This window comes from Massilia genomosp. 1, from assembly GCF_011682185.1.
Taxonomy (GTDB): domain Bacteria; phylum Pseudomonadota; class Gammaproteobacteria; order Burkholderiales; family Burkholderiaceae_D; genus Telluria_A; species Telluria_A rubra.
In genome coordinates this window covers 18367-42532 of sequence record NZ_WHJF01000060.1, presented here as the reverse complement: position 1 = coordinate 42532, position 24166 = coordinate 18367, and the positions used below count along the sequence as shown (strand labels likewise).

Below are 24166 nucleotides of genomic sequence, written 5' to 3'. Positions count from 1 at the left end.
TGACGACGGTACACCTCAATCCCGAAAAAAGTGTCACGGAAGCCGTCACCAAAAAGGAGAAAAATCAAGCACTCAAAAAAGCAGCGTAAAAATCGTATTTAGGCGACAACTAGCTTGCAAATTTCCGATGATGACCGGTCCACATGCACACGGATGTATCCCAGGTTTCATCAGGAAGCGGCACCAGGGTCTCCCCGTAGCGCTCGATGAAGCCCTCGATTTGCATCGCGGTGTTTGCCGGCACCGGTGCGACGCCCGGTACGCCGGCAGCGAGTTGATAGTCATGGCGCACAAAGGCGTCCACAATGTGCAGGATGACAGGACGCCATGCCGAGGGAATCGGTCGCTGATTGTCGTCTTTTACTGCCGCAATTTCATTAGGCATATGATTGGCTTACGTCTTTTAACTCACCACAGTGAGGGCGGTTCAAGCACAAAGGACTGTGGGACCAACCACGTCTAAAGGAACGGGTGCCCGTCTTACCACATCCAATTCAACACACCAGCAGTTCTCGACAAAAAAAACCTGTCGGTCGCGCTACCATATACCGCTCGCCGGGGGCGATATCTGCCCCTGGAGAAATATGAAATACTTCGGATCTTCGCGCTCGAAGATCTCTTTACCGCCGCCCATGTAAGCGCGCACCAATTCATCCGCAGCGCGGTAACTGTTATCCAATTCCAGCTGGCATTGGCCTAATCGCAAATGTAGAAACGGGTTCCCGATCGCACCTGTGCAATGCATTGCATCCGACAAAACTTCTCGTCCTTGTGCGAAGCTCTTCGCATGGAAATAGACGTCGCCAAGCCCAGCCAGGATGCCTGCCGTTTCACGATATTCTTCGCGTGGCTCCGGAATAAGCGACAACGCCTCCGAGAAATTCCGAAAGGCGTGATCCAGCTCCCCAATCTCGATAAGAACATCTCCCTCGTCGCAAATCTCTTTCACCTCCACTGCCAGCTTGCCGTCCAGTTCCATCGCTTCTACTTCCTCCATGATTGACATTTTGTTGCAGGTAACCGTCAGTCGCCTTGCCAACGCCATGGCCAATGGCCTTGATCATCCGGCCGTTCTCCCCTTGTACTCGTTTGGGATCACTGATATTGCCCGACTCCGGCATACGTTGCGCCGGCAGGCATGGCGAGCAGGCGGCCGATTACCTCGTTAACTGCAAGCACAAAAGTTTCTCGAACTGACATACCTTCGTGATGGCAACCGGTACTTCAAGCTTGCTTACGCAAGTGCAAGCACAAGCATCACGGCGCGACGATATTGCGCGCCACCCGGAATCCCACGATATCGTTGCTCAGCTGCGCCGAAAACCCGTTGCGCAGCGCCGAGCGCAGATAGCGCGGATTGTACAGCCACGAGCCGCCGCGCAGGATGCGCCGGCTCTGGTCGCCGCCCTGCTCCCAGGCGTCGCCGCTGTTCGGCGCGCCCTGGTAATTGTCATGCACCGTGTCTTGCACCCACTCCCACACATTGCCATGCATGTCGTACAGCCCCCACGGATTGGGCCCGAACAGTCCGCCGCGCGTGGTGCCCTGGCGGTACTCGCCCTTGGGACTGCCGTTGTAGGTGTAGTTGCCGTCGTAGTTGGCCAGGCTGGTGTCGATCTCGTCGCCGAAGCTGAATGCGGTCTTGGTGCCGGCACGGCAGGCGTATTCCCACTCCGCCTCGCTCGGCAGGCGGTACACCTGGCCGGTCTGCTCGCTCAGCCAGCGCACGTACAGCTGCGCGTCGTGCCAGGTCACGCCCACCACCGGATGGTCGTCGGCCTGGGCGAACCCCGGCTCGGCCCAATTGACCTCGCCATGCGGTTGCCAGCCGGTCGCGCGCACGAACTGGCGCCATTCGCCCACCGTCACCGGAAAGCGCCCCATCGCCAGCGGCTGCTCGATGCCGACCCAGTGCTGCGGCGTTTCGCGCTCCACCCACGCTTGCTGCGAGCCGGCCCGCATCGCGATCTTGCGCTCGTGCTCCGGGGACCCCATCTGGAAGCGCCCGGTCGGCAGCAGGACCAGTTCCGGCCCCGTCCCCGTCCCGTCCAGGAAGCGGTCGCGCAGCACGCCTTCAGTATCGGCCACCGGACTGCCTTGCTCGGGCGGCGGGGCCGACGATTCGGCCACGCTGCGTTCGGCCATCTCTTCGCGTGCGCGCTGCTGCTCGGCGCGATACGCCGCCACCGCCTTGGCCTGCATCGCCTTGCGCTGCTGTTCCTCGCGCGCCTTGCGCTCCGCCTCAAAGTCGGCCTCGCGCCGCTCGCGCAGTTGGCGGCTCAATGCTTCCTTGCGTTCGCGCTTGGCCGCATCGGCTTCCGTGCGGGCGATCGCCTCCTGCTCCTTGCGCTGCTTTTCCTTGAGCAGATGCGCCGCGGCGGCAGCTTCCGCCTCAGCCTTGCGCTGCAGCGCCAGCTGCCTGGCGCGTACTTCGTCCTGCGCGCGCTGGGCCGCCTGCCGGGCGGCGTGCGCAAGCCGTTCCTGCGCCTGTTGCGCCGCATGCTGGTCCGCCAGTTCCTGCGGCGACGGCCCGACCGCGCCGCGCAGGGCGGCCAGCAGGTCCGGCACCGTGAGCGGGCGCTGGTCAGGGTCGAAGGCAAACCCGCTGCGCAGCGCGTCCCATTCGCGCGCGGACAAGGCCTCGGGCCGTGGCGGCTCGTGACTGGCGCTGCGCGGACCGTCGAACGGCATGTGCCCTTCCACCATCTGGTAGATCATCACCGCCACCGCATACACGTCGAGCGCGCGGCTCGGCTGGCGTTGCAGGGTGCCCGCTTCCGGCGCGCGGTAGCCGGCGGTGCCCGAATTACCGGGCGCTTCGAGCCCGATGCTGCTCGCGCTGCTGCGCGCACGCGCGGCGATGCCGAAGTCGAGCAGCTTGATCTCGCCCTTTTTGGTGACGAACACATTGCCCGGCTTGATGTCGCGGTGAACCAGCTTGTGCTTGTCCCACGCGTACTGCAAGGCCTCGGCGATCGGCGCCAGCAATTCCTGCACGCGCGCCAGGGTGAGTGGCCCTTCACGCGCCAGCAGGCTGTCGAGGTCCTCGCCTTCCAGGCATTCCATGATGATGAAGTAGCTCGACGTGGCCGGGTCCTGCGCCCATTCGTAGACCCGCACGATGTGTTCGTGCGCCAGGCGGCGCGCCTGGGTCGCTTCTTCGATCAGCAGTTTGGCGTGGGTGGCGCTTTGCGTCAGTTGCGGCGGCAGGATCTTGAGCGCGACCATCGCGCTGTGACCGAGTTCGGCGTGCGTGGCCAGGTCCATCGCCTGCCACACCTGGCCCATGCCGCCCTGCGCAATGAGCTGTTCGAGACGGTAGCGGCGGTTTTGCGGACCGATCTCCTGGCCCACCATCAGCCCGATCTCGGTGCCCTGGCGGATGTGGATCGCCGGCGCCATGGGCGTGCCGCTGCCGCCGGGCGGCGCGTACTCCGCGTCCAGGATGGCGTTCTTGCGGCTGTCGAATTCCTGCTGGCTTAACAGGCCGTCTTCGTGCAGGCTGCGCAGTTCGCGGATCTTGTCTCTTGCCGTTTGCATCTGTCCTGTCAAGCTTGGATCGCGGCGCCGCATTCGGCGCAGAATTTGTCAGTGGGACCGGCGCGGTGCCCGTTAATGCACATGCGGCACACGCGCACCTGCGCTTGCGCGGCCTGATCATAGCCTACCCTCGCCCCGCCCTGCGCCACGCCGATGCCCAGACCCGACTGCGAAGCCAGCGCCGCCTTGTTCACGTCGTTCTGCATCCCCAGCAAGTCGAGCTGGTGGCGCCGGTCCTTGTCCACTTCGGCGTCGCGCAGGGCGCGTTCGCGCAGGGCCCGTTCCTGCGCGCCGCGCGCCGCTTCGGCCGGCGTGACGCTGTAGGTCGCCGCCACCACCGACGCCAGCGCCGCCAACTGGTGCGGCGTCATGCTGGCGTGAACCTGGGTTTTCATCACGTCGGCCAGCGCCAGCGCGTTCGGGCCGGCCGCCAGCGCCACCTTGCCGGTGTCGCTCAAGGCGCCGATGGTCGAGACGCGACTGATCTCGATGCGCGCCAGCTCCGCCTCGTGCGCCTGCTGGGCGAACTGCGTTTCGCGCTCGTGCCCGAGGCGCTTGAGTTCCTGCTGCCAGGCCGCTTCCTGCTCCTGCCGGCGCAGCGCGTGGCGCTTTTCTTCGGCTTCCAGTTCGATCTGCTGCGACTGGCGCGCATGGCGGCCGTCGGCGTCGATCGTGCGCAGCAGTTTTTCGTGCTGGGCGATCGCATCGTGCTGCGCGCCGCCGCGGCGCAGGGTCTCGATCTTCTGGTTGATCTGTTCCGCGTCGGCCCTGGCGCCCGCATCCTTGAGCATGTCGGCGCGCAGCAGGTCGCGCTTGCGGTCCAGCGCCAGTTCTTCTTCCCATTCGGCGATGCGCTCGGTCTCGCGCTTGTAGGCGGCGTTGGCCAGCGCCAGCGACTGCCACTGGGCGGTGTGCTGTTCCTGTTCCAGTGCCGCCTGGCGCTCGGCGGCGGCTTTTTGTGACTGGTGCAGGCGCAAGAGCTCCGCGCGCTTGCGCGTTTCGTCCTCGATCCCCAGCGCCTGGGTGATCTTGTTCTGGATCTGCTGCTGCAGCAACTGGTGCGAAAAACGCTGCTGCGCCAGCTGGCGCATCTCCAGCGCGCCCTGCTGCGCCACTTCGAGTTCGGTGCGCATCCGAATCTGGGCCAGGTGGCGCAGGTGGTCCCACTCGGTCGACTCGTCTGCGCGCGCCGCGCCCTTCTTGGCCAGTTCGTGTTCCAGCTCGGTGACGATGTCGCCGGCGCCGCGCTCGATGGCCTGCTTGCGGTTCTTCGACTCGACGATGCGGCCATACAGGTCGATTTCGCGCGCGCGCAGCGCTTGCAGGCGCTCGGCGTTCTGCAAGGTCAGTCCGGCTTTTTCGATGCTGTCGTCCTGGCGCAGTTCCTGGCGGCGGTAGCGCAGGCGGTTTTCCTGCTCCTCGACCCGGATGCGCTGCCATTCTTCGTCGTTGTATAACTGGTCGAGCTGTTTCGCGTGTTCGAGCTTGACGTGGCGCTCGTCGGCCACCAGCCACAGGGTGCCGATGCGCGCCTGGTGGGCGTCGAATTTATCGTGGCGCAGGGCCAGCGTATCGACCTGCGCCACCGCCAGCCCGAACTGGGCCAGGCGCAGCTTGAGCGCACCTTGCAGGCGCTCGTCTAGCTGCGCTCGCAGGTCGGGGTTGCCCGACATGTCGCGGATCGACTGGCCGGCGATGAATTCGGCCGCCAGCTGGCGCACCGAGGGCGCCAGCAGTTCGCGCAGGTGCTCCGTCGTCACCGCGCCCGGCATGGTCATGAAGTGCCGGGCAAAGGCGCTGACCTGTTCGATCTTCACGCTCACCGTACACTGCGCGCCGATGGCCAGGTGCTCGGACGTTTGCAGGTCGTCGAACGAGAATTCGACCGGCATGGCGGCGGTGCGCGTGATCAGGATTTCGGCGTGCTGGTTGCGCAGCAGGTGGTTCAGGCGCGTGAAAAAGCCCTCGATCTCGTATTCGCCCTGCGGCACCTCGGTCGCCTTGTCCGCCTGGAGGATGTAGGCGCGCGTGGTGGCCGGCACCCGCAAGGTCTTGACGAACAGGCCGGAAAGCCGCTCGACGCCGAAAAACACCGCCAGTTCGTCGGGGCCGGGAATCCAGCGGTTCTCGCGGAACACCGGTTCGTTGCGCGGCCCGCCCAAAGTCAGCCCGCACCTGGCGCAATAGCCCGCATCGCCGGCATTGCGATGCTCGCAACGCGGACAGGTGACGCCGCCAAAACCAAACATCTGGAACATATCGACTCCTGGTTGTTCAACTTGCACCATTTTTTACGAAACCTGGCACGGCCGTCACGATTTTAGCAGGGGACAAGGCGCACCACCGTCGCGCACACCGGCCCTCGCCGTTTCTCTTGAACGGGTGTTCAAATAATCCCGATCCGCTCCACCAGCGCCACGCTGGTGCCGCGTGCGCGCAGCGCGTCGGCAAAACCCGGCGCCAGCGCGCTTTCCCATGCCTTGGGCAGCAAGATCCGGTCGCCGGCCACGCTTTGCTGCAAAATCAGTTCGCACTTCGGCGCGCAGCCTTCCACCGTATCGACCCGTCCCGCGTGCCAGGCGCCCGAGCAGCCGCTCGCGATGACCCGCCCGCGCGCCAGGAATTCGCGTCCACGCGCCATGCGGTCGGCCATCACCAGCGCCAGTTCGAACGAATTACCCTGGAAGCGCGCCTGGCCGAAGCGCACCACGGTGCGCCAGCGACCCAGCGCGCGGCCGTCGAAATGGCGCGCCCCGGCCAGCGCCTGGCGCACCGCCAGCAACTGGACCGGGTCGAGCCCGGGCGCGGCGATGCTCTCCTCCTCCTCGCCCCCGGTTCCGGCCCCGGCCAGCGGATACACATTCACCTCGACCCAGCACAAGCTGTCGTTGACGCCGCCGCTGTGCAGCGGGAACCAGGCGCGCGCCGAGGCCACGCTGGCCGCGCCGTCGGGTTGCCCGGTCAGCGCGCCCAGCCAGCCCAGGCCATCCGGCCCGCCCAGCAGCGCGTGCGCCGGGGCGTTGGCCACGTCATGGCCGCCGATGCGTCCCAGTTGCCATTGCTCGGACCAGCCGTTGGCCAGCACCGGGCCGCTCGGGCGCCACACGCCGCGCGCCATGCGGTCGGCCAGCACCACGGCCAGTTCCCAGTCGCGTTCATGGCGCCCGGGAGAGCGGTCGATGCTGATGACCACCTGCTCGCGGCTGTCGGAACAGCCTTCGGTCAGGCGCGCCAGGCGCACCACCTGTTGCATGCGTTCGGCCAGGGCGGCGTCGCCGGCGCCGCTGCATTTGACGTCGGCGCGGCCGGCGCGCGGGCGCACGGTGGCGCTGACAGTCAGCAGTGCGCCGCCGGCCAGCACGCTGCGGCATTCGGCCCCGTGGCGCGTGCTGGCTGAGTTCTCGGTCGCGATGGTCATGCCGGCTCGCTTTCGGGGAGAACAATGGCCACGCGGCGCGCGGCGCATTCGCATTCGAGGTTGGCGATGATGCGGTCGGCGTCATCGAACAGCGCCGCCAGGTCGGTATCCCCGGCCAGTCCCAGGCGTGCCAGCAAGGCCCAGGCTTCGTCCAGCGCGGCGCCGGCGCGCAGGCTGTGGCGCGCGCGGGCCAACTGGCGGCCGGCCGGCAGCATCTCGCCCGGCGCGGCCAGCTCCAGCGCCGGCATGGTGTTGACCGACAGGCTCACGCTGTCGAGCCGCTGCAGCAGCGCCGCATGCCGCTGGAACAGCGCCTGGCCGGGCGGCAGCACCGCCATGCGCATGCCGTGCATGACGCAAGGCAGCTCGAGGAACAGGCGGCGCAGCGCTTTGGCGTCGGCGCCGATGGCGTCGGACGGCGCGCCGATCGGCACGCCCTGCTCCGGCGCCGCCGGCGCGTCCGCCACGCCGACGGCGCGCGCCAGCAGCATCTGCGCGTAGTCGATCCGGTCGCCCAGGTCCACCGGCATGCAATCGTCGACGCTGATGCCGAAGCGCGTATATAACAGTTGATTGAAGCCGCCGCGAAAGGTGTTCCATTCGTCCAGCGTGGTGCATGGGGGCAGCGCCAGGTGACCGAGCGCCAGTTCGCGCTGGAGCGCGCCCTCGATCGTCGCCGCGAACTCGCACACCCCGAGCGTGTCGCCCGCCTCGCTGGCCAGGAACAGGTCGAAGCGCTGCTGCGCCACGCGCGGATCGGGACCATCGACGGCGAACGACAGGCGCAGGCCCAGTTCGGGCGCGGCGGCGAACGGCGCCAGGTCGACAGCATACGGCCCGGGATGAAAGCAGAATGCGTTCTCGGTCTCGGCCAGCACCATGCGGCTGCCTTCGGTTACGCGGCGCGTGTGACCGCCCTGGCCGGCCACCACGCCGGTACAGCCCTTCGGCACCGTGCAGCCGGAGCCCATGCGCAGCGCCAGCGTGGCCGTGCCCAGCGCCGTGGTATCGGGCGGGGTGGCTTTGGGGTGGCGTTTGAACAGCCCGATCATGGTGTTTCTCACGCGTGTACCGGTTCCACCGCGAAGCGCGCGCCGCACTGCTGGAAATGCGATGCGGGCGCGCCATCGAAGCGCCAGCCGCATTCCAGTTCGCCGTCGCCATCGAGCCGGCCTTGCAGCAGGATGGCCCCGTCGCCGTCGACCACGCGCAGCATCGCTTGCTCGCGCAGCAGGCGCGCGGCGAACGGCGCGGCGGCGTCGAGCGAGAGGATCAGGCGCCAGTCGGCATCCTGGGCCACGAAATGCAGCGTCCAGTGGCCGTCGTCGGTCAGCAGGCGCGCCAGGTCGGCGCCATCGGAGGCGGCGCGCAGCATGCCGGCGCTGCCGTTCCAGGCGTCGTCGTTGGCCGCGCGCGCGGCGCCGCGCCGCCCGATCGCCAACTGGCGAAAGCGGCGCAAGGTCAGCGGCGAAGCACGCAGGGCCGCCAGTTCCGCGCTGTTCAAGGGGTGGCTGGCGTCGATGGCGGCGAGCAGCACGGCGTCGGCCAGCATCAGGCGATCGCCCTCCACGCGCGGCGACAGCAGCAGGCGTTCAAGCAGCTTGCGCTCCGGTCCCTGGTTCATTTTCACATCATTCTCCTTCATGGAACAGCGTCGAGCAGGCTGGCGATGGCGGCGTCGCGGCGCTTGCGCAGGGTGGGCAGCGAGACCTGGTCCAGCAGCGCCAGTTGCTGCATGGTCGGCAGCTCGCCGGTGGCCGGGTCCAGCCATTCGCCGGGATAGCTGTCGTCCTGCCCACCGATCATCTTGAGGTACACGGCGAGGCGCACAGGCAGCGACGTGGCCGCCAGTGCGCGGGCGCTCCAGCTGCCGTGCTCCTGCGCCGCCCACGCCAGTTCCATGAAGCGGGGGGGCAGTGAAAGGCTGGCGGCGATCGCGCTGTCGTACAGGACCGGCTGCGGCGCCTCGGGCGAGGCCGGATCGGGGTCCGCGCCGTCGCTGTCAGGCGCCACCTCCGGCAGGATGCGGCTCTCGCCCTCTTCGACGGCGGCGTCGGCCACCCGCCACAGGTCTTCGAGCCAGTTGGCCGCTTCGCCGGCGTCGTGCAGCCAGTCGCTGTCGCGGTTGGACGACAATTCTTCGTAGTCGCCGATCTCGAGCAGCATGGCGCCGATCTTCTCGGGGCTGGTTTTCAGGTTGGCGAAGCGCTTCGATTTGGTGTGCAACGGCCCCGCGCCGCCGCCGAAGCGTTCCAGCGACTCGCTCCAGCGCAGCACCCACTCGGCCTTGCAGGCGCCGATGGAGCGCATCTGGCGCACTTCGATCGGCATCGCCGTCACCTCGCGTCCGAGAATGGCCGCCACCTGCGCCGCATGTTCGCGCCAGCCGCCGAAAATGCGCGCGATGTCGCTGTAGGCGGTGTCGAGCATGCGGTACGCATACATCTTGTTAGGGCTGCAAGCGCGCCCGCAGGCGGCCTGGTAGTTGTCCGAATCGACTTTATCGCGCACGCCCGCGTACATATCGTTGACCTTTTTGCGCAACATGGCGTCGCCGCCGGGCGCGGCCCAGAACGGGCCGATTTTCCGGTGTTCGTTGACCACCGCGGCGGACAAGGCAGCCCAGTCGGCGGGGCGCGCGCGCAGCTCGTACAACAGGCTCAGTGCCAGTTCGAGCACGCTTTCGCCATAGCTGTTGGCGCTCGCTGCGGCACGCGCCGAGCGCGCGCACGCATGCAGCGCTTCGGCCGTCAGGTCGACATATTCGGCCAGGGTATCTGGCGCGTCCAGCAGGCGCGCCGGCGCCAGAACCGCGAACGCCTCCAGGGAGCAGTGCCCAAGCAGTTTGCGCACCTGTTCCCAACCCTGCTCCTGATACCGGGTTCCCGGCAAGCGCATACCATCCCCATCGTTGTTTCAGCATCAAAATAATGCCATACAACCGGGATCGGCAAGGCGCGCTTGAAACGCCTATTTACCCTTCTGTTCTGGATTGCGCGCCGCCATCGCCCCCAGCACGGCCGCCACGATGGGCGCCGCGTGCTCGCCCCCGGTGGCGTCGGAATGACTGACAAAGGCCGCCAACGCCAGGCGCCGGGTCTGGCCCGGCAGGCTGCCCGGCTCCAGCCAGCCGGTGAACCACACCGTGGCCAGGTCGCGTCCATCGACGACGAAAGGCGAGGTGCCGGTCTTGCCGGACAGGCCACGCCGCACCGCCGCCAGGTGCGCGCCGCGAAAGGCGCCGGCCGCCGTGCCGCTGTCGACCACGCCCTTCATCCCGGCCCGCACCCGGTCCAGGCGCACGCCGAGCGCCGGCGTGGCGCCGGCAAGCGCGTCGCGGCCGTCGAGCGCGAGCAGCAGGCGCGGGGCGATCACCCTGCCTTCGCCCACGGCGCCGGCCACCAGCGCCATTTGCAGCGGCGTGACCTGCATGCGCAGGCCGATCGCCATCTGGCGCAGCTCGTGGCGCGTGTGAATCGGATCGATGTGGGCGGCGCTCGCTTGCAGCGCGTCCCAGCTTGACCATGAAAAATCGGGCGGCAGCAAGCCGCCATCGAGGCGCGCGGCCTGCTCGAAGCCGAGCAGGTGCGCCATCGCCACGATCGGGCGCACGCTGTCGAGCGCCCCGCCGTCTAGCGCCTGCAGGTCGGGCGCGCCGCCGTCCGGCCGCCCGAACAGGCTGCGGTCGCTCAGTTCACCGGACCAGGCGAACCAGGTATTGAGGCTGTAGGTCAGCGCCTGCGACAAGCCAAGACGCCCATCCTGGGCGCGCCGGTCCAGGTGCTGGTCCTTGTAGTTGGTGATGTGGGCCAGTCTGGTATCGAGCGGATAACTGGCCGCGTTGGTCTGGAAGGCGAAGCCCTTCGACTGCGCCATGCGGTTGATCGCCGGCAGCGGCAGGCCGGCCAGCAGCGCTTCGAGCTGCGGGTCGCGCCTGGCGGCCAGTTCCAGCCCCAGCGCACTGATCACCTTGAAGGTCGAACCGGGGCTGCGGTGGGCGCCGCCATCGTGCTGCAAGGCCGGCAGGCGCAACGGGCTGCGGGCAGGATTGGCGCGGTCGAAATCGCGCACCTCGTTCCAGTTGGCCGGGGTGACGGCGCCGCCGCCGGCGCCGGCCGCCGCCAGCACGTCGCCGCTGGCGGTATCGAGGATGACCAGGCCGGCCTGGCGGCCCGGCGTCACCGCCTGCGCGCCGCTGCAGGCGCCGCCGTTCCAGTGGCCGCGCCGCATGCCGATGCACTCGAGCGCCTGCTGGCTGGCCGTTTGCAGGGCCAGGTCGAGGGTCAGGCGCGCCTGGTGGGTCGCGCCATCCGGCGCGGGCAGGCGCGCCAGCATGCCGGCCACGCTGTTGGCGTGTACCGCGCGGATGCCGAGCAGCGGCGCCAGTCCCGCATCGAGCGCCGCGCGGCTTGGCTCGCCGCCGCTCCAGAGGACCGTGCCGTGACGGTCGGCCAGGGTCACCGACGCCAGGATCGTGGCGCGCGCGGTGGCGCTGTTGGCCGCCAGCGGCTGCCATGCCAACTGGCCGCCGGCCACGCGCAGGTGGCGATACTGCTGGTCGCCCGCGAGACCGGCCATGCGCAGCGGCGCGGCGCTCAGGGTGATGCCGCGCGCGCCGGGCTGCACGTCCAGCACCAGCGACTGGACCGACCCAGCCGAGGGGCAATCGCGCCCGCTGCAGGCGTCGCGGGGCTGGCCGCGCAGGCGCGCGCCGTCCACCGACAGCAGGCGCCCGACCAGCATCAATTCGATCGCCTGGCCGGCTTGCGCGGCACGCGGTAGCGCAAGCGTCAGGCGCGCGGGCGCACCGGCGGCGGCGTCCGGCCAGGCTTTGACGCGGGTCCATGGCGCCCAGCCTTGCGGCACATCGGCGAACAGGCGCGCGGCCGCCGGCGGCATCGACGCGGTGGTGGAGGCCGGCGCGCTGGCCACGCTGGCCTGCCACTGGCCGCCCTGCTGCGGCTTCATGCGCCACGCCAGCAGGCGCCGTTCGCTGTTGAACACCTGGACCTGTTCGCGCACATAGTCGCCATCGGCCATGCGGTACAGGCGCTTGAGCAGCTTCAGGGAATCGGGATCGAGGCGCGCACCGGGCCAGCCGTCCAGTTGCGCGGCGCGCGTGCCGTCGCCGGCCGCCTGCCATGCCGCCAGGTCGCGCGGCGCCAGTTCCGCCAGTCCGCCGGAACCCAGGCGCACCAGGCCATGCTGCTGCAAGGCCTGGAACAGGGCCTGGTCTTCCAGGCTGGCGCGCGGCAGCAGCGGCACCTGGTAGCGCCCGGGCGAGAACCACGCCGACACGGCCGGCCCTTCGGCCGGAAAGGCCACCACCAGCGCCTTGGCGGCGCTGGCGACGTCACCCGTGCGGAAAAGCTGCACCAGCAGTTCGCCGGCCTGCGGACAGCGCTTGCTGGCGCGGCGCTGGAAGCGCAAGGCGGCGTCTTTCCAGACCAGCCAGCCCTCGCGCCGCAGTCCGGCCGCGCCGCGCGCGCCCCCAGCGGCGAGTACACCCTCGCCGACCCAGCGCATGGCCGGCTGCGCCCCGCTCCATTCGAGCCGCAATGGGGCGGCATAGTCGGCCAAGGCCCTGCCGCTCAGTTGTACTTGCGGCATGCCCGCCACGTCCGGCCCGGCCAGGGCGATGTTACGCAGCGTGACCGGGCTGGCCGAGGCGTCGTTGCGGGCAACCCAGCGCGCCACGTCGGCGAAGCGGTAGCCGATGCGCAGCGGAAGCAGGCGCGCATTGGCGGGACCCTGCATGTGCGTACACAGGTCGATCCGCACCGGCGGCGCGCTGCGCAGCCCGGATGCGATCAGCAGCGTTCCGCCAGCATGGGACGTGACGCCGATGCCGGGTTGCGGCGCCACGCTAAATTGCGCTCCGGGCAAGGCGCCCTGCAAGGCATCGGCCGATGCCGGCAGGCCGGCGGCGTGCAGGATGGCGGCGCCCGGTTCCGATGACGCGGCCAGGTGGCGCGCGTGGGCGCTGATCAGCAGCGCGCCCGCACAGGCGGCGATGACGCCGGCCGCGCCGATCCAGTGCGCGGACGTGAGCGCAAACGTGCGCGGCGCCACCGTTTGCCGCGCCCCCTGGCGCAAGTGGCGCGCGCGGCGCCATGCCGTCCGCCGTCCGGAGAACGCCTGCACAACCGAATCGAGCCAGCCTGTCATCATCTCTCCGCACATTCCGTGGCACGCCTCGCGCGTGGCCTGCCTGGCACTAAGTAAGTGTGCAGAAATTCTTGTCATTTCCAGCTTCCATAAGCGGCGCCTTGCTGTGTTGCCCACCGCTAGCAGTACACGCACTGCGTCGCGGCGTGCGCCTTGCAAGGCATCCGCTTCTGTTCGCTATAAATGACGATAATTTCTGCACACTTACTTAGCGGGGGGCGCAGCGAAACCATGCAAGCTTGCCAACTGTGCAAGCTTGCCGGCCCACGTAACGGAACTTACGTTTGCCCCGGATTCTGTTTCAATTGTAAGCAGGTGAATCAATGGTCTGGAAGCGCCGGGCGCCTTGCTATATTGAACTCATAGGAATTCACAAGGAGAAGTAAAAATGAAGCGTACCCTGACCTTTGCAGCACTGATCACCCTTGGCGCCGCCGGTTTCATGCCGCTGCCGTCGGTCGCTCAAACTGACTTCCGCGTGATCATCAACACCGCCCCGCCCGCACCGCGCTTCGAAAGCGTGCCGGCGCCACGCAGCGGCTACGTGTGGGCGCCCGGTTTCTGGAACTGGGAAAACAACCGCCACGTCTGGACCGCCGGCCACTGGGAAAGCGCGCGCAGCGGCTACGAATACCGCCGCACCGAATGGATCCGCGATAACAACAGCTATCGACTCAACCAGGGCGGCTGGCAGCAGGTGTCGCAGCAAAACTACGCGGTAGTGCGCGTCGCGCCGCCACCGCCACGCTATGAACGCATGCCGCGCCCACGCGCCGGCCATGTGTGGGTTCCCGGTCACTGGGAATGGCGCGGCAACCGCCACGCCTGGATCGGCGGCCAGTGGATGCGCGAACGCGCAGGCTATGTGTACTCGCAGCCGGCCTGGGTCCAGCGCGATGGCAACTGGTACATGGAACCGGCCCGCTGGAGCCGCCATGGCGAAGGCCGCGACCGCGACCGTGACGGCATCCCGGACCGCCTCGAAGGGCGCGACCGCGACCGCGACGGCATCCCGGACCGCCTGGAAGGGCGCGACCGTGACCGCGATGGGGTACCCGACCGCCTCCAAGGGCGCGACCGCGACCGCGATGGGGTGCCGGACCGCCTGGAACACCGCGACCGCGACCGTGACGGCGTGCCCGACGCCTACGACCGCGATCGCGACAACGACGGTGTACCGAACCGCGCCGACCGCGACCGCGATGGCGACGGCGTCCCGAACCGCCGCGACAGCCGTCCCGACAATCCGCGCCGCGATTAATCCGGTATAGTTTTCAACAAGCGCCAGCCCGGCTACCCGGCTGGCGCTTTTTTCATGCCCCATCTTGCGCCGTGCGCGCACGTTCATCCGTCGCAAGCGCGTCACCTTGGCGACAATTTGCCGTTGCGGGTATGCTGTCGCCATGACCAAACTCAACCTTTTGCTGGCGGCCGCCTTCAAGTCCGAACGCAGCGCCAGCCGCAAGCTTGCCGCGCGCACCGGCATCGGCGAAGAACAAGCCTTGCGCGCCACGCTCCTGCAACGCGCCGGCGCGCACGGCCTGGCGCACCTGCTGGAGCAACGCGCCGCGCTGGCGGCGAGCGAAACGGCGCGCCTGGCCGCGCGCGACGCCAGGCGCGCACTGGCGCGCAACGCCACCACCGGCAAGCACGATGGCCCGCCGTGCGCCTGGCGCGCCTGGTTCGACGGCTCGGCCCACCCCAATCCGGGACGCTGCGGCATCGGCGCCCTGCTCACCGGCCCGGCCGGCGAACTGGTCGAAATCGCGCAGCCGGCCGGCTACGGCAACAGCAGTGAAGCGGAATACCTGGCGCTGATCGCGGTGCTCGAAGCGGCGCTCGCCATCGGCGCGCGCGGCTTGAGCGTGCATGGCGACAGCCGCGTCGTGATCGACGATGTGAATGGCCCCGCGTCGGCCGGCGCGCCATCGCTGCGCGCATACCGTACACGCGCGCAGGCGCTGCTGGCGCGGATCGACGACGCCTGCGTGCGCTGGCTGCCGCGCCACAAGAACCAGGCCGCCGACGCCCTCTCGCAGCGCGCCGTGGCCGCGTTCGGACCAGCGGACATGGCATAATCGCTCCCCCTACCAGGAGCATGCAATGACCACCGACCAACTGAGTACCTGGCAGCCACGCCTGCAGGCCCTGGCCAGCGCCACCTGCGGCGACGACGGCGCCCACGACATCAATCACCTGCACCGCGTCTGGCGCAATGCGCAGGCGCTGCTGGCCAGCCACCCTGACGCCGACGCGCTGGCCGTGATGGCGGCGTGCTACCTGCATGACCTGGTCAACCTGCCCAAGAACCATCCGCAGCGCGGCATGGCGTCACGCCGCTCGGCCGAACTGGCGCGGCGCGAACTGGCCGCCATCGGCTTCCCGGACGCGAAGCTCGACACGGTGGCCCACGCCATCGAAACCCACAGCTTTTCGGCGGCGCTGCCAGCGCACACCATCGAAGCGAAGCTGGTGCAGGATGCCGACCGCCTCGACGCCCTGGGCGCCGTGGGCCTGGCGCGCCTGTTCTATATCGCCGGCCAGATGGGCAGCGCGCTGGCCCATCCCGACGACCCGCTGGCCGAGCGCCGCGAACGCGACGACCGCGCCTATGCGCTCGACCATATCGAAGTCAAGCTGGCCAGGCTGCCAGGGATGATGCAGACCGCCGCCGGGCGCGCGCTGGGAGCGGCCCGGCTGGCGCAACTGACGACCTTCCGGGCCGCCTTCGCGCAGGAATGGACTTTAGAGCCTATCCCAGTAGATCGGAGTCGCAGCTGACGCGCCTGGCAAACGCGGGCTGCGTTGCTCGTCGTTGCATGGCTAGCCATGCGGCCTCCTCGCGCCTTGCCCGCGCTTGCCATGCATCGCCATCCGCTTCCCCCGATCTACTGAGATAGGCTCTTGTAGGCACGGCCGCGCTCGCAACTGGCGGAGTAGGCTAAGATACGGCTTCCCCTTTCGCGCCCGCCCCGGGCTTTTCTCCATGAGCAGTAGTCCCGCCGCCGCACCTGTCGCCCCCCTGCCCCCGACCAGCCTCAATTTCGTGCTGGTCGCGGTCTTCATCGACATGCTCGGCATTGGCCTGATCATTCCGGTCATGCCGGCGCTGGTCGGCCAGTTCGTGCATGGGCGCGATGAACAGGCCTTCTGGTTCGGCGTGCTGGCCATGGTGTTCGGGCTGATGCAGTTCATCTTCATGCCCATGCTGGGCGCCATCAGCGACCGCGTGGGACGGCGCCCGGTGATGCTCTACTCGATGGCCGGCATGTGCCTGAACTTCCTGTTTACCGCCTGGGCGCCCAACCTGGCCTTCATGTTCATCGGCCGCGTGATCGGCGGGATGTCCTCGGCCAGCATGTCGGTCGCCTCGGCCTATGCGTCCGACATATCGACCCCCGAAACGCGCGCCAAAAGCTTCGGCAAGGTGGGTGCCGCCTTCGGCCTGGGCTTCATCTGCGGCCCGGCGCTGGGCGGCATGCTCGGCGAAATCAACCTGCAACTGCCGTTCTACGTGGCCGCCGCCCTGTGCGCCGCCAACTTCGTCTACGGTTACATCGCCGTGCCCGAGTCGCTGCCGCTGGCGCGCCGCTCGGCGTTTACGATCGCGAAGATCAATCCCTTCTCGTCGCTGCTCAAACTGGTGCGCCGCACCGACATCCGCGCGGTGGTGATCGTGTTCGCCCTGACCAGCTTCGCCCAGATGATGCTGCAGTCGACCTGGGTGCTGTACACCACCTTCCGCTTCAACTGGAGCCCGGGCGACAACGGCGTGGCCCTGTTCTGCGTGGGCCTGTCGGCGGCCGTGGTGCAAGCGGGCCTGCTGGGCATGCTGATGAAACGCTTCGGCGAGGTGCGCCTGTCGCTGCTGGGAATGGTTTCGGGCTGCATCACCTTTGTCCTGTACGGCCTGGCCACCAAGGGCTGGATGATGTACGTTTTCATACTGTGCAATTTGTTGTCGTTTACCGTAGGCCCGGCCTTGCAGAGCATCATTTCGCGCGGTTCCGACCCGAGTTCCCAGGGAGAACTGATGGGCTCGCTTCAATCGATCAGCAGCCTGGGAGTGATCTTCATGCCGCTGCTGGGCACCGCCATCCTGGGGCTGGCCAGCCACCTGCCGCCGCACGACTGGCGCATCGGCAGCACCTTCTTTTTGTGCGCCGCGATGCAGGCGGTGGCAATCGGCGTTGCGCTTTTCTATTTCAAATCGCACCGGATGCGCACGTGAAGCGGGCATGCGCTAGAATTGGCAGATGGGCAAATCGTCTACTCGCAGCGGGATCCGCGCGGCCGCACTGATCGCAGCCGTCCTGGCCACCTGCGCCAGCGCCGTGGCGACAGCTTCCTGCGAGCAACCATTTCTGGTCCCGGTCGCGCCCACCGGCCTGAGCGTAACGGTCAAAGGCGACGCGGTGGGCGGCATCTACCCCGACCTGCTGCGCGGCGTGAGCGCCAAGAGCGACTGCAAGTTCACGTTCTCGGTGGTGCCGCGCGCGCGCCAGGAAGCCATGTTCGAAGCCGGCAAGTCGCATCTGCTGCTGCCGGCCGTGCGCACCCCGCGGCGCGACCAGCTTGGCTACTTCGTTCCCGTGATCGGCACCCGCGCCACCCTGCTCTCGGTCGACGCCACGCGAGCGCCGGTGCGCTCGATCCGCGAACTGCTCGCGCGCAAGGAGCTGCGCGTGGTCCTGGTGCGCGGCTTCGACTACGGCACCGCCTACCTGGCACTGATCGATCAATTGTCGGCCCAGGGCCGCCTGCTGCTCGAAAAGGACGGCGCCGCCGTGGCGCGCGTGCTCGATGCCGGCTTTGCCGACGTAACGCTGATGGCGCCGACCATCTTCGCCAGCGCCATCGCCGACGACAAGCGCTTCGCCTGGATGACGCCAAAGCTGCGCATCGAGCCGCTCGAGGAACTGCCCTGGGGCGAAAGCGGCATCTATATCTCGAAGCAGGTGGTGGGCGCCGGCGACCGCGCCGCGCTCCAGAACCTGTTGGCGGGCGCCGTCAAGTCGGGCGCCGTGTACGAAAGCCTCAAGCGCCATTACCCGCCCGCCGTGCTGGCCGGCGGCGTGCGGCAGCGCTGAGCGGCGTACCGACGCTCCTTCTTGACTATTTTTCATCGCATTGGCCTTGCCGGCACCGGAAAGCGCTGCACAGGCGCGGCGCGCCGTTATAATTGGCCATCGTTTTTCAAACAGGTTGAAGCCCGTGTCCGATCGCATAAAAGTCATTCCCCAGTATTTACTTCCCAAGCAAGGTCTGACCCGGTTCGCGGGCCGCGTCGCCAGCCACCAGGGCGGCCAGTACACCACCACCCTGATTCGCTGGTTCGTCGGCAAATACGGCGTCAACATGGAAGAAGCGGCCAATCCGGACATCGCCAGCTACGCCAGCTTCAACGAATTTTTCACGCGCCCCCTGCGCCCGGGCGCGCGACCGCTGGCCAAGGCCGATTTCGTCTGTCCGGTCGATGGCGCGATCAGCCAGTTCGGCGCGATCGACGACGACCAGATCTTCCAGGCCAAGGGCCACAAGTTCAGCACCACCGCGCTGGTGGGCGGCGACGCAACCCTGGCGGCGCAGTTCCAGCATGGCAGTTTCGCCAACCTGTACCTCAGCCCCAAGGATTACCACCGCCTGCACATGCCGTGCGAAGGCCGCCTGACGCGCATGATCTACGTGCCTGGCGCCCTGTTTTCGGTCAATCCGACCACCGCGCGCGGCATTCCCGGCCTGTTCGCCCGCAACGAGCGCGTGGTCTGCGTGTTCAACTCGAAGGAGCATGGCGCCTTCGTGCTGGTGCTGGTGGGCGCGACCATCGTCGGCAGCATGGCCACCACCTGGCACGGGCTGGTCAACCCGCCGCGCCCGGGCGAAGTGAAGGAATGGCGCTACGACGACAAGAACATCGTGCTCAAGAAAGGCGACGAAATGGGCCGCTTCCTGCTCGGATCGACCATCGTCATGCTGTTCAAAAAAGACACGATCGCCTTCAATCCCGAGTGGGCCCCGGAACGCCCTGTGCGCCTCGGTGAGGCGATGGGCGAGAAGCAGTCCGCCAAACGCGCCTGACTGACGAAGGAGCGGCATGAGCGAGGTGGTCGATGACATTGCCAGTGTACCGTTAGCGCACGCGCAGGGCGCGCCGCGGCCAGGCGTGTTGGTGGCGTGGGACTGGCTCGCCGAAGCTGCGCGCTCGTCCCTGTTCCTGGCGCCACGCTGGCACCGGCTGGCGGCGTCGCCCTGGCAGATGGCGTGCCAGGTGCTGATCCATTACGGCCTGGGCATGCTGTTCCAGCGATCGTCGATCGAGGGCGAGGCCATTTTCCTGTGGCGCGCCTTGCTGGCCGGCTGGTTCGGCGCCGTGCTGACCGCATGGCTGTGCTACCTGATCCAACCCGATCCGCGCGTCAGCCGCAGCGCCCACAGCGCGCCCGGTGCGGCCCACTTGCTCACCTTGGTGATCGCGCAGTCGAACATTTTCTTGCTGTTGCTCTTCGCTCTGCATGTTTCCCTGGTTCGTACAGGCCTTGTCGGCGACACCAGCGTCTGGGCGCAATGGGTCGTCTGGAGCGTGCCGATGCTGTGGAGCGTACTTGCACGGCTGGCGTTGCTGCTGCGCGCCGCCCGCCCGCTTGCGTCGCTGCGGGCCATTGCCGCCATTGCCGTGGTGATGCTGACCTCTGTGTTGGAGTACCACCTTGCCCCCACGCCGATGGCCTGGCGCGCCGCGCCCCAAGCCGAGGCGCCCGAAGAAGATCCGTTCATGGTCAGCCAGGAAATGATGGAAGCGCAGCTGCCCTTGCTGGACGAGCAGCTCGACGCGCTCAAGCCGCAGCGTCCGGGCGTGATCGACATGTACACGATCACCTTCGCGCCCTACCAGGGCGAAGAAGTGTTCCGGCGCGAGAGCGCCATGGTGGCCGACGTGATGGCCAGGCGCTTCGACGCCGCCGGCCGTGGCCTGCAACTGATCAACCACCGCAAGACGGCCGAAGAACTGCCCTGGGCCACGCCGCTGAACCTGCAGCGCGCCATCGAAGGCATCGGCGCCATCATGGACCGCGACGAAGATGTGCTGTTCATCCACATGAGCTCGCACGGGGCGTCGGACGGCGAACTGGCGGCCAATTTCTGGCCGATCGATGTGGAACCGGTGATGCCGCCGGAGCTGAAGGCGTGGCTCGATGCGGCCGGCATCCGCTACCGCGTGCTGTCGGTTTCGGCCTGCTTCGCCGGTAACTGGATCGCGCCGCTGGCGGCCGACGGCACCCTGGTGATGACGGCGTCGGACGCCGACCATACGTCCTACGGCTGCGGCAAAAAGTCGCCGCTGACGTTCTTCGGCCGCGCCATGTACGACGAACAGCTGCGCACCACCACGCGCTCGTTCACCGAGGCGCATGCCGCCTCGCGCAAGATCATCCTGGAACGCGAAACGCAAGCCGGCAAGGACGATGGCTATTCGAACCCGCAGATCAAGGTGGGCGGCAAGATCGTGCCGGTGCTCGAGCGGATGAACAAGCGGCTGGCGGAAAAGCCGTCAGCCTAGTGTCCTGAGAAACCGGTGACGCTCAGGCCATCCGGGTAATGAACTCGTCGCTCGGGCGACGCACTTTTTTCAGGTTCACCAGCCAGTCGCCTTCGGCTTCGCGATAACCGAGCGCCATGATCGCCACCGAACGCAGGCCACGCGCGCGCAGGCCGAGCAATTCGTCGAGCTGGTCGGGATTGAAGCCTTCCATCGGGGTCGCGTCGACCTGCTCGAAAGCGGCTGCCGTCAGGCCGATGCCCAGGCCAATGTAGGCCTGGCGCGCGGCGTGTTCGAAGTTGACCTTCGGGTCACGCTGCGGATAGATCGACAGGATGAACTTGCGGTAGTTCTCCCAGCCTTCGTTGACCATGCCGCGCTCTTCGTTCACCAGGTCGAACATGGCGTTGATGCGCTCTTCGGTGTAGTTGTCCCACGCCGCGAAAACGACCATGTGCGAACCATCGGCCACCTGGCCCTGGTTCGAGGCGATCGGACGCATTTTTTCGCGCAGCTCGGGATTGCTGATCACGATCAGTTCGAACGGCTGCAGGCCGCTCGATGTCGGCGCCAGGCGCACGGCTTCGAGAATGCGGTCGACTTTGTCTTCCGAGACGACTTTGGTGGCGTCGAATTTTTTGGTGGCGTAGCGCCAGTGGAGTTTTTCAAGCAGCATGGAATGTCCTTTTGTATAGTCGTTCGGGTAATGTCAAGGCCAGGGCGCACGAGAGCGGCGCCGCGGGTGAGCTATTATCTTCGATTCCCCGCTCCAGCGTATCCGAGCGGAAAATTCGCCCTAGTGTCCTGAGTTGGAAATTCGTTGATTATAAATATGGCGAAATCGTGCTGAGACAAGGAACAAAGCGCAGACAGGCAAGCGCCTGGCGAGCATTTGTGACGCGGTATCGGCGCGATTATCGCCATATTTATTCAACGAATTTCTAACTCAGGACACTAGACCATCCCCATGCGCTTGCGCGCTTCGGTGCAGCACAACCCTTCCATCATGTCCAAAAATGCGCGGGTCTTGGCCGGCATCAGGCGCCGGCCGGGGAACACGGCCCACCCGGTCACCTGCGGCAAGTCCCACTCGGGCAGCACGCGCACCAGCTCTCCCTTGGCCACGCAGGGCGCGGCAAACAGGTCGGAACTGGCCGCAATCCCCGCCCCGGCACACGCCACGCGGGTGAGCAGGTCGGGCGAATTGGCGGTCAGCCGGCCGGGTAAATCGCGCTCCCACACGGTCTTGCCGCGCGTGAGGCGCCATGGCGACGGCCCGCCCCCGCGACTCAAAAGGCACAGCAGGTCGTGCTTGAGCAGGTCATCGGGATGCTCCGGCAAGCCGCGCAGCGCCAGGTACGACGGCGCCGCGTACAGCGCCATTTTTTCGAGCGCCACGCGGCGCGCGTTGAGCGAGGCGTCGTCCGGCAGGTCGCCCATGCGGATCGCGATGTCGAAATTTTCGCTCACCAGGTCGACCCGGCGCGGCGACAAGTCCAGCTCCAGGGTGATGGCCGGGTACTGCGCCATGAAGTGCGTCATGACCTGGGTCATGCCAAGGCTGGCGAAATCGGCCGGCATCGAAATGCGCAGCCGCCCGCTCGGGGCTTGCTGGCGGTGCTGCACCAGCGCGCCCGCCGCCTCGACTTCCTCGACCACCTTGCGCGCGTGATCGAGCAGGCTGGCGCCGAACTCGGTGAGCATCAGCTTGCGCGTGGTCCGCTGCAGCAAGCGCTCGCCCAGTTTCGCTTCCAGCAGCGCGATGCGGCGCGAGACGGTCGACTTGGGCAAGTCGACCCGCAGCGCGGCCTGGCTGAAGCTGCCCGCCTCCACGATCCGTGCGAACAAGAGCAGGTCATTCGGTTCCACATCCATTTGATTGTTCCACTGGCTGAATAATGATATCCATTTTACAGACTTCCGCATTGATTATGGGACGCGTAAAGTCACTACATCGCAGTTCAACGTAGAAAAAGGAAACAAAATGAACATCTTGCAAATCAATTCCAGCGCCCGTTCGACCGGTTCCGAGTCCACCCGCATGGCCGACGCCATCGTCGCCAGGCTGCAAGCGGCCAACCCCGGCGCGCAACTGACCCGCCGCGACCTGGCCAGCAACCCGCATCCGGCGCTCGACGAGCCAACCCTGGGCGCGCTGTTCACGCCAGCCGACCAGCGCACGCCGGAACAAGCGGCCCGCGTAGCCCTGGATGACGCCCTGATCGCCCAGGCGCAGACCGCCGACACCATCGTCATCGGCGCCCCGATGTACAACTTCGGCAGCTCGGTGCAGCTCAAAGGCTGGTTCGATGCGATTGCCCGCGCCGGCGTCACCTTCGCCTACACCGCCACCGGCCCGGTCGGAAAACTGACCGGCAAAAAAGTGTACGTGGCCTTCGCCCGTGGCGGCATGTACCGCGACACCCCGAACGACACCCAGACCCCGCACCTGAAAATGCTGCTCGGTTTCCTCGGCATGACCGACGTCACGTTCGTGTACTCGGAAGGCATGGCCATGGGCCCGGAAGCCGTCGTCAAGGCGCAGGCCGGAGCGAACGCCGGGATCGAAGCCGCACTGGCCTGATTCACCCGGAACGACGCTGCATCGCAGTAAAACCGCAGGAGAGAAAAATGACTCAAGAAGTGAACATCGTACACACGCCGCGCGCCGTCGAGCGCCTGGTGGGCGGCCAGTTCGTGATGGACGGCGCTGGCGTCAGGATCAACCGCGTGCTCACCCGATCGCTGCAGCGTCGCCTGGACCCGTTTTTGATGCTCGACGCCTTCGGCAGCGACAAGCCGGGCGACTATATCGCCGGCTTCCCCGAACACCCGCACCGGGGCTTCGAGACGATTTCGTACATGATCGCCGGCAGCATGCGCCACCGCGACAGCGCCGGCAACGAAGGCCTGATCACCGATGGCGGCGTGCAGTGGATGACGGCCGGGCGCGGCGTGGCCCACTCCGAAATGCCGGAACAGAGCGACGGCATGATGGAAGGCTTCCAGCTGTGGCTTAACCTGCCGGCCAAGGACAAGATGACCGCGCCCTGGTACCGCGACATTCCCAACAGCGAGATCCCCCGCTTCACCACCGGGGTGGGGGTAACGGTGCAAGTGATCGCCGGCGCCAGCCACGGCGTGCCAGGCGCGGTGCAGCGCGAAGGCACCGAGCCGCTCTACCTCGACGTCGCCCTGCCGGCCAACGCCAGCTTCGACCAGGTGCTGGCGCCGGGGCACAACGCATTTCTTTATGTATTCCGGGGCCAGGTGCTGGTCGGCGACAAACCGGTGCCCGCGGGCCGCATGGCGATCCTGGCCAATTCGGCGCAGGCCGACGGCGTGCGCATCATGGCCGCCCAGGACAGTCGCCTGATCCTGATCGCCGGGCGCCCCTTGAACGAAGCGATCGCCCAATACGGCCCGTTCGTCATGAATACCCAGGCCGAGGTGTTCCAGGCGGTCGAGGACTTCCGGGCCGGGCGCTTCGGCGCCTGACGCGC

At 67.3% G+C, this 24166-nt stretch carries 20 protein-coding genes; 9 read left to right on the top strand and 11 right to left on the bottom strand.

What is annotated here, in order from left to right; all coding sequences use genetic code 11:
• Nucleotides 1-109: 109 nt before the first annotated feature.
• From F1735_RS20880 to F1735_RS20840, 9 genes are all read right to left on the bottom strand, one after another.
• The gene (locus tag F1735_RS20880) at nt 110-385 is read right to left on the bottom strand and encodes a DUF7668 domain-containing protein (RefSeq protein WP_167238731.1); all 276 of its coding nucleotides are present in this window, start codon (nt 383-385) and stop codon (nt 110-112) included.
• A gap of 153 nt (nt 386-538) precedes the next feature.
• Nucleotides 539-979 (bottom strand): tetratricopeptide repeat protein, encoded by a 441-nt coding sequence (locus F1735_RS20875; protein ID WP_167238730.1) that lies wholly within the window; start codon nt 977-979, stop codon nt 539-541.
• Nucleotides 980-1257: 278 nt separating this feature from the next.
• Nucleotides 1258-3540, bottom strand: coding sequence for an SUMF1/EgtB/PvdO family nonheme iron enzyme (locus F1735_RS20870; RefSeq protein WP_167238729.1), 2283 nt, complete (start codon nt 3538-3540; stop codon nt 1258-1260).
• An 8-nt stretch (nt 3541-3548) separates the two neighbouring features.
• The gene (locus tag F1735_RS20865; protein WP_167238728.1) at nt 3549-5798 is read right to left on the bottom strand and encodes a hypothetical protein; all 2250 of its coding nucleotides are present in this window, start codon (nt 5796-5798) and stop codon (nt 3549-3551) included.
• Nucleotides 5799-5926: 128 nt separating this feature from the next.
• Nucleotides 5927-6958: a hypothetical protein gene (locus F1735_RS20860; protein WP_167238727.1), complete on the bottom strand. Its 1032-nt coding sequence runs from the start codon at nt 6956-6958 to the stop codon at nt 5927-5929.
• Entirely contained in the window at nt 6955-8010 is a 1056-nt protein-coding gene (locus F1735_RS20855; RefSeq protein ID WP_187364309.1) for a hypothetical protein, read from the bottom strand. The genes F1735_RS20860 and F1735_RS20855 overlap by 4 nt, the downstream gene beginning before the upstream one ends.
• An 8-nt stretch (nt 8011-8018) precedes the next feature.
• Nucleotides 8019-8582: a hypothetical protein gene (locus F1735_RS20850; protein ID WP_229505881.1), complete on the bottom strand. Its 564-nt coding sequence runs from the start codon at nt 8580-8582 to the stop codon at nt 8019-8021.
• A gap of 17 nt (nt 8583-8599) precedes the next feature.
• Complete coding sequence (locus F1735_RS20845) at nt 8600-9856, bottom strand: hypothetical protein (protein WP_167238725.1); 1257 nt, start codon at nt 9854-9856, stop codon at nt 8600-8602.
• 72 nt (nt 9857-9928) lie between these two features.
• Entirely contained in the window at nt 9929-13126 is a 3198-nt protein-coding gene (locus F1735_RS20840; protein ID WP_167238724.1) for a penicillin-binding transpeptidase domain-containing protein, read from the bottom strand.
• Between the two features lie 388 nt (nt 13127-13514).
• Here F1735_RS20840 and F1735_RS37900 point away from each other — a divergent pair, with 388 nt between their 5' ends.
• The 7 genes from F1735_RS37900 to F1735_RS20805 all read left to right on the top strand — a co-directional run bounded on the left by F1735_RS37900 (nt 13515) and on the right by F1735_RS20805 (nt 20684).
• A complete protein-coding gene (locus F1735_RS37900; protein WP_167238723.1) occupies nt 13515-14387 on the top strand; it encodes a thrombospondin type 3 repeat-containing protein in 873 nt (290 codons plus the stop codon).
• A gap of 142 nt (nt 14388-14529) precedes the next feature.
• On the top strand, nt 14530-15204 hold the full coding sequence (locus F1735_RS20830) for a ribonuclease HI family protein (RefSeq protein WP_167238722.1): 675 nt from the start codon (nt 14530-14532) through the stop codon (nt 15202-15204).
• A gap of 25 nt (nt 15205-15229) precedes the next feature.
• Nucleotides 15230-15907, top strand: coding sequence for an HD domain-containing protein (locus F1735_RS20825; RefSeq protein WP_167238721.1), 678 nt, complete (start codon nt 15230-15232; stop codon nt 15905-15907).
• 205 nt (nt 15908-16112) lie between these two features.
• Nucleotides 16113-17357, top strand: coding sequence for an MFS transporter (locus F1735_RS20820; protein ID WP_167238720.1), 1245 nt, complete (start codon nt 16113-16115; stop codon nt 17355-17357).
• Nucleotides 17358-17382: 25 nt separating this feature from the next.
• Entirely contained in the window at nt 17383-18216 is an 834-nt protein-coding gene (locus tag F1735_RS20815) for a substrate-binding periplasmic protein (protein ID WP_167238719.1), read from the top strand.
• A gap of 124 nt (nt 18217-18340) precedes the next feature.
• Nucleotides 18341-19204: an archaetidylserine decarboxylase gene (gene asd / locus F1735_RS20810; protein ID WP_167238718.1), complete on the top strand. Its 864-nt coding sequence runs from the start codon at nt 18341-18343 to the stop codon at nt 19202-19204.
• 16 nt (nt 19205-19220) lie between these two features.
• Nucleotides 19221-20684 (top strand): C13 family peptidase, encoded by a 1464-nt coding sequence (locus F1735_RS20805; protein WP_167238717.1) that lies wholly within the window; start codon nt 19221-19223, stop codon nt 20682-20684.
• Between the two features lie 22 nt (nt 20685-20706).
• On the opposite strand, the gene F1735_RS20800 is transcribed toward F1735_RS20805, so the two are convergent.
• Together F1735_RS20800 and F1735_RS20795 are read right to left on the bottom strand one after the other, a co-directional pair.
• On the bottom strand, nt 20707-21339 hold the full coding sequence (locus tag F1735_RS20800) for an NAD(P)H-dependent oxidoreductase (RefSeq protein WP_166894754.1): 633 nt from the start codon (nt 21337-21339) through the stop codon (nt 20707-20709).
• A 278-nt stretch (nt 21340-21617) separates the two neighbouring features.
• Nucleotides 21618-22538, bottom strand: coding sequence for a LysR family transcriptional regulator (locus tag F1735_RS20795; protein ID WP_167238716.1), 921 nt, complete (start codon nt 22536-22538; stop codon nt 21618-21620).
• Nucleotides 22539-22647: 109 nt separating this feature from the next.
• Here F1735_RS20795 and F1735_RS20790 point away from each other — a divergent pair, with 109 nt between their 5' ends.
• Nucleotides 22648-23247, top strand: coding sequence for an FMN-dependent NADH-azoreductase (locus F1735_RS20790; protein ID WP_167238715.1), 600 nt, complete (start codon nt 22648-22650; stop codon nt 23245-23247).
• A 47-nt stretch (nt 23248-23294) separates the two neighbouring features.
• Entirely contained in the window at nt 23295-24161 is an 867-nt protein-coding gene (locus F1735_RS20785; RefSeq protein WP_167238714.1) for a pirin family protein, read from the top strand.
• Nucleotides 24162-24166 lie beyond the last annotated feature (5 nt).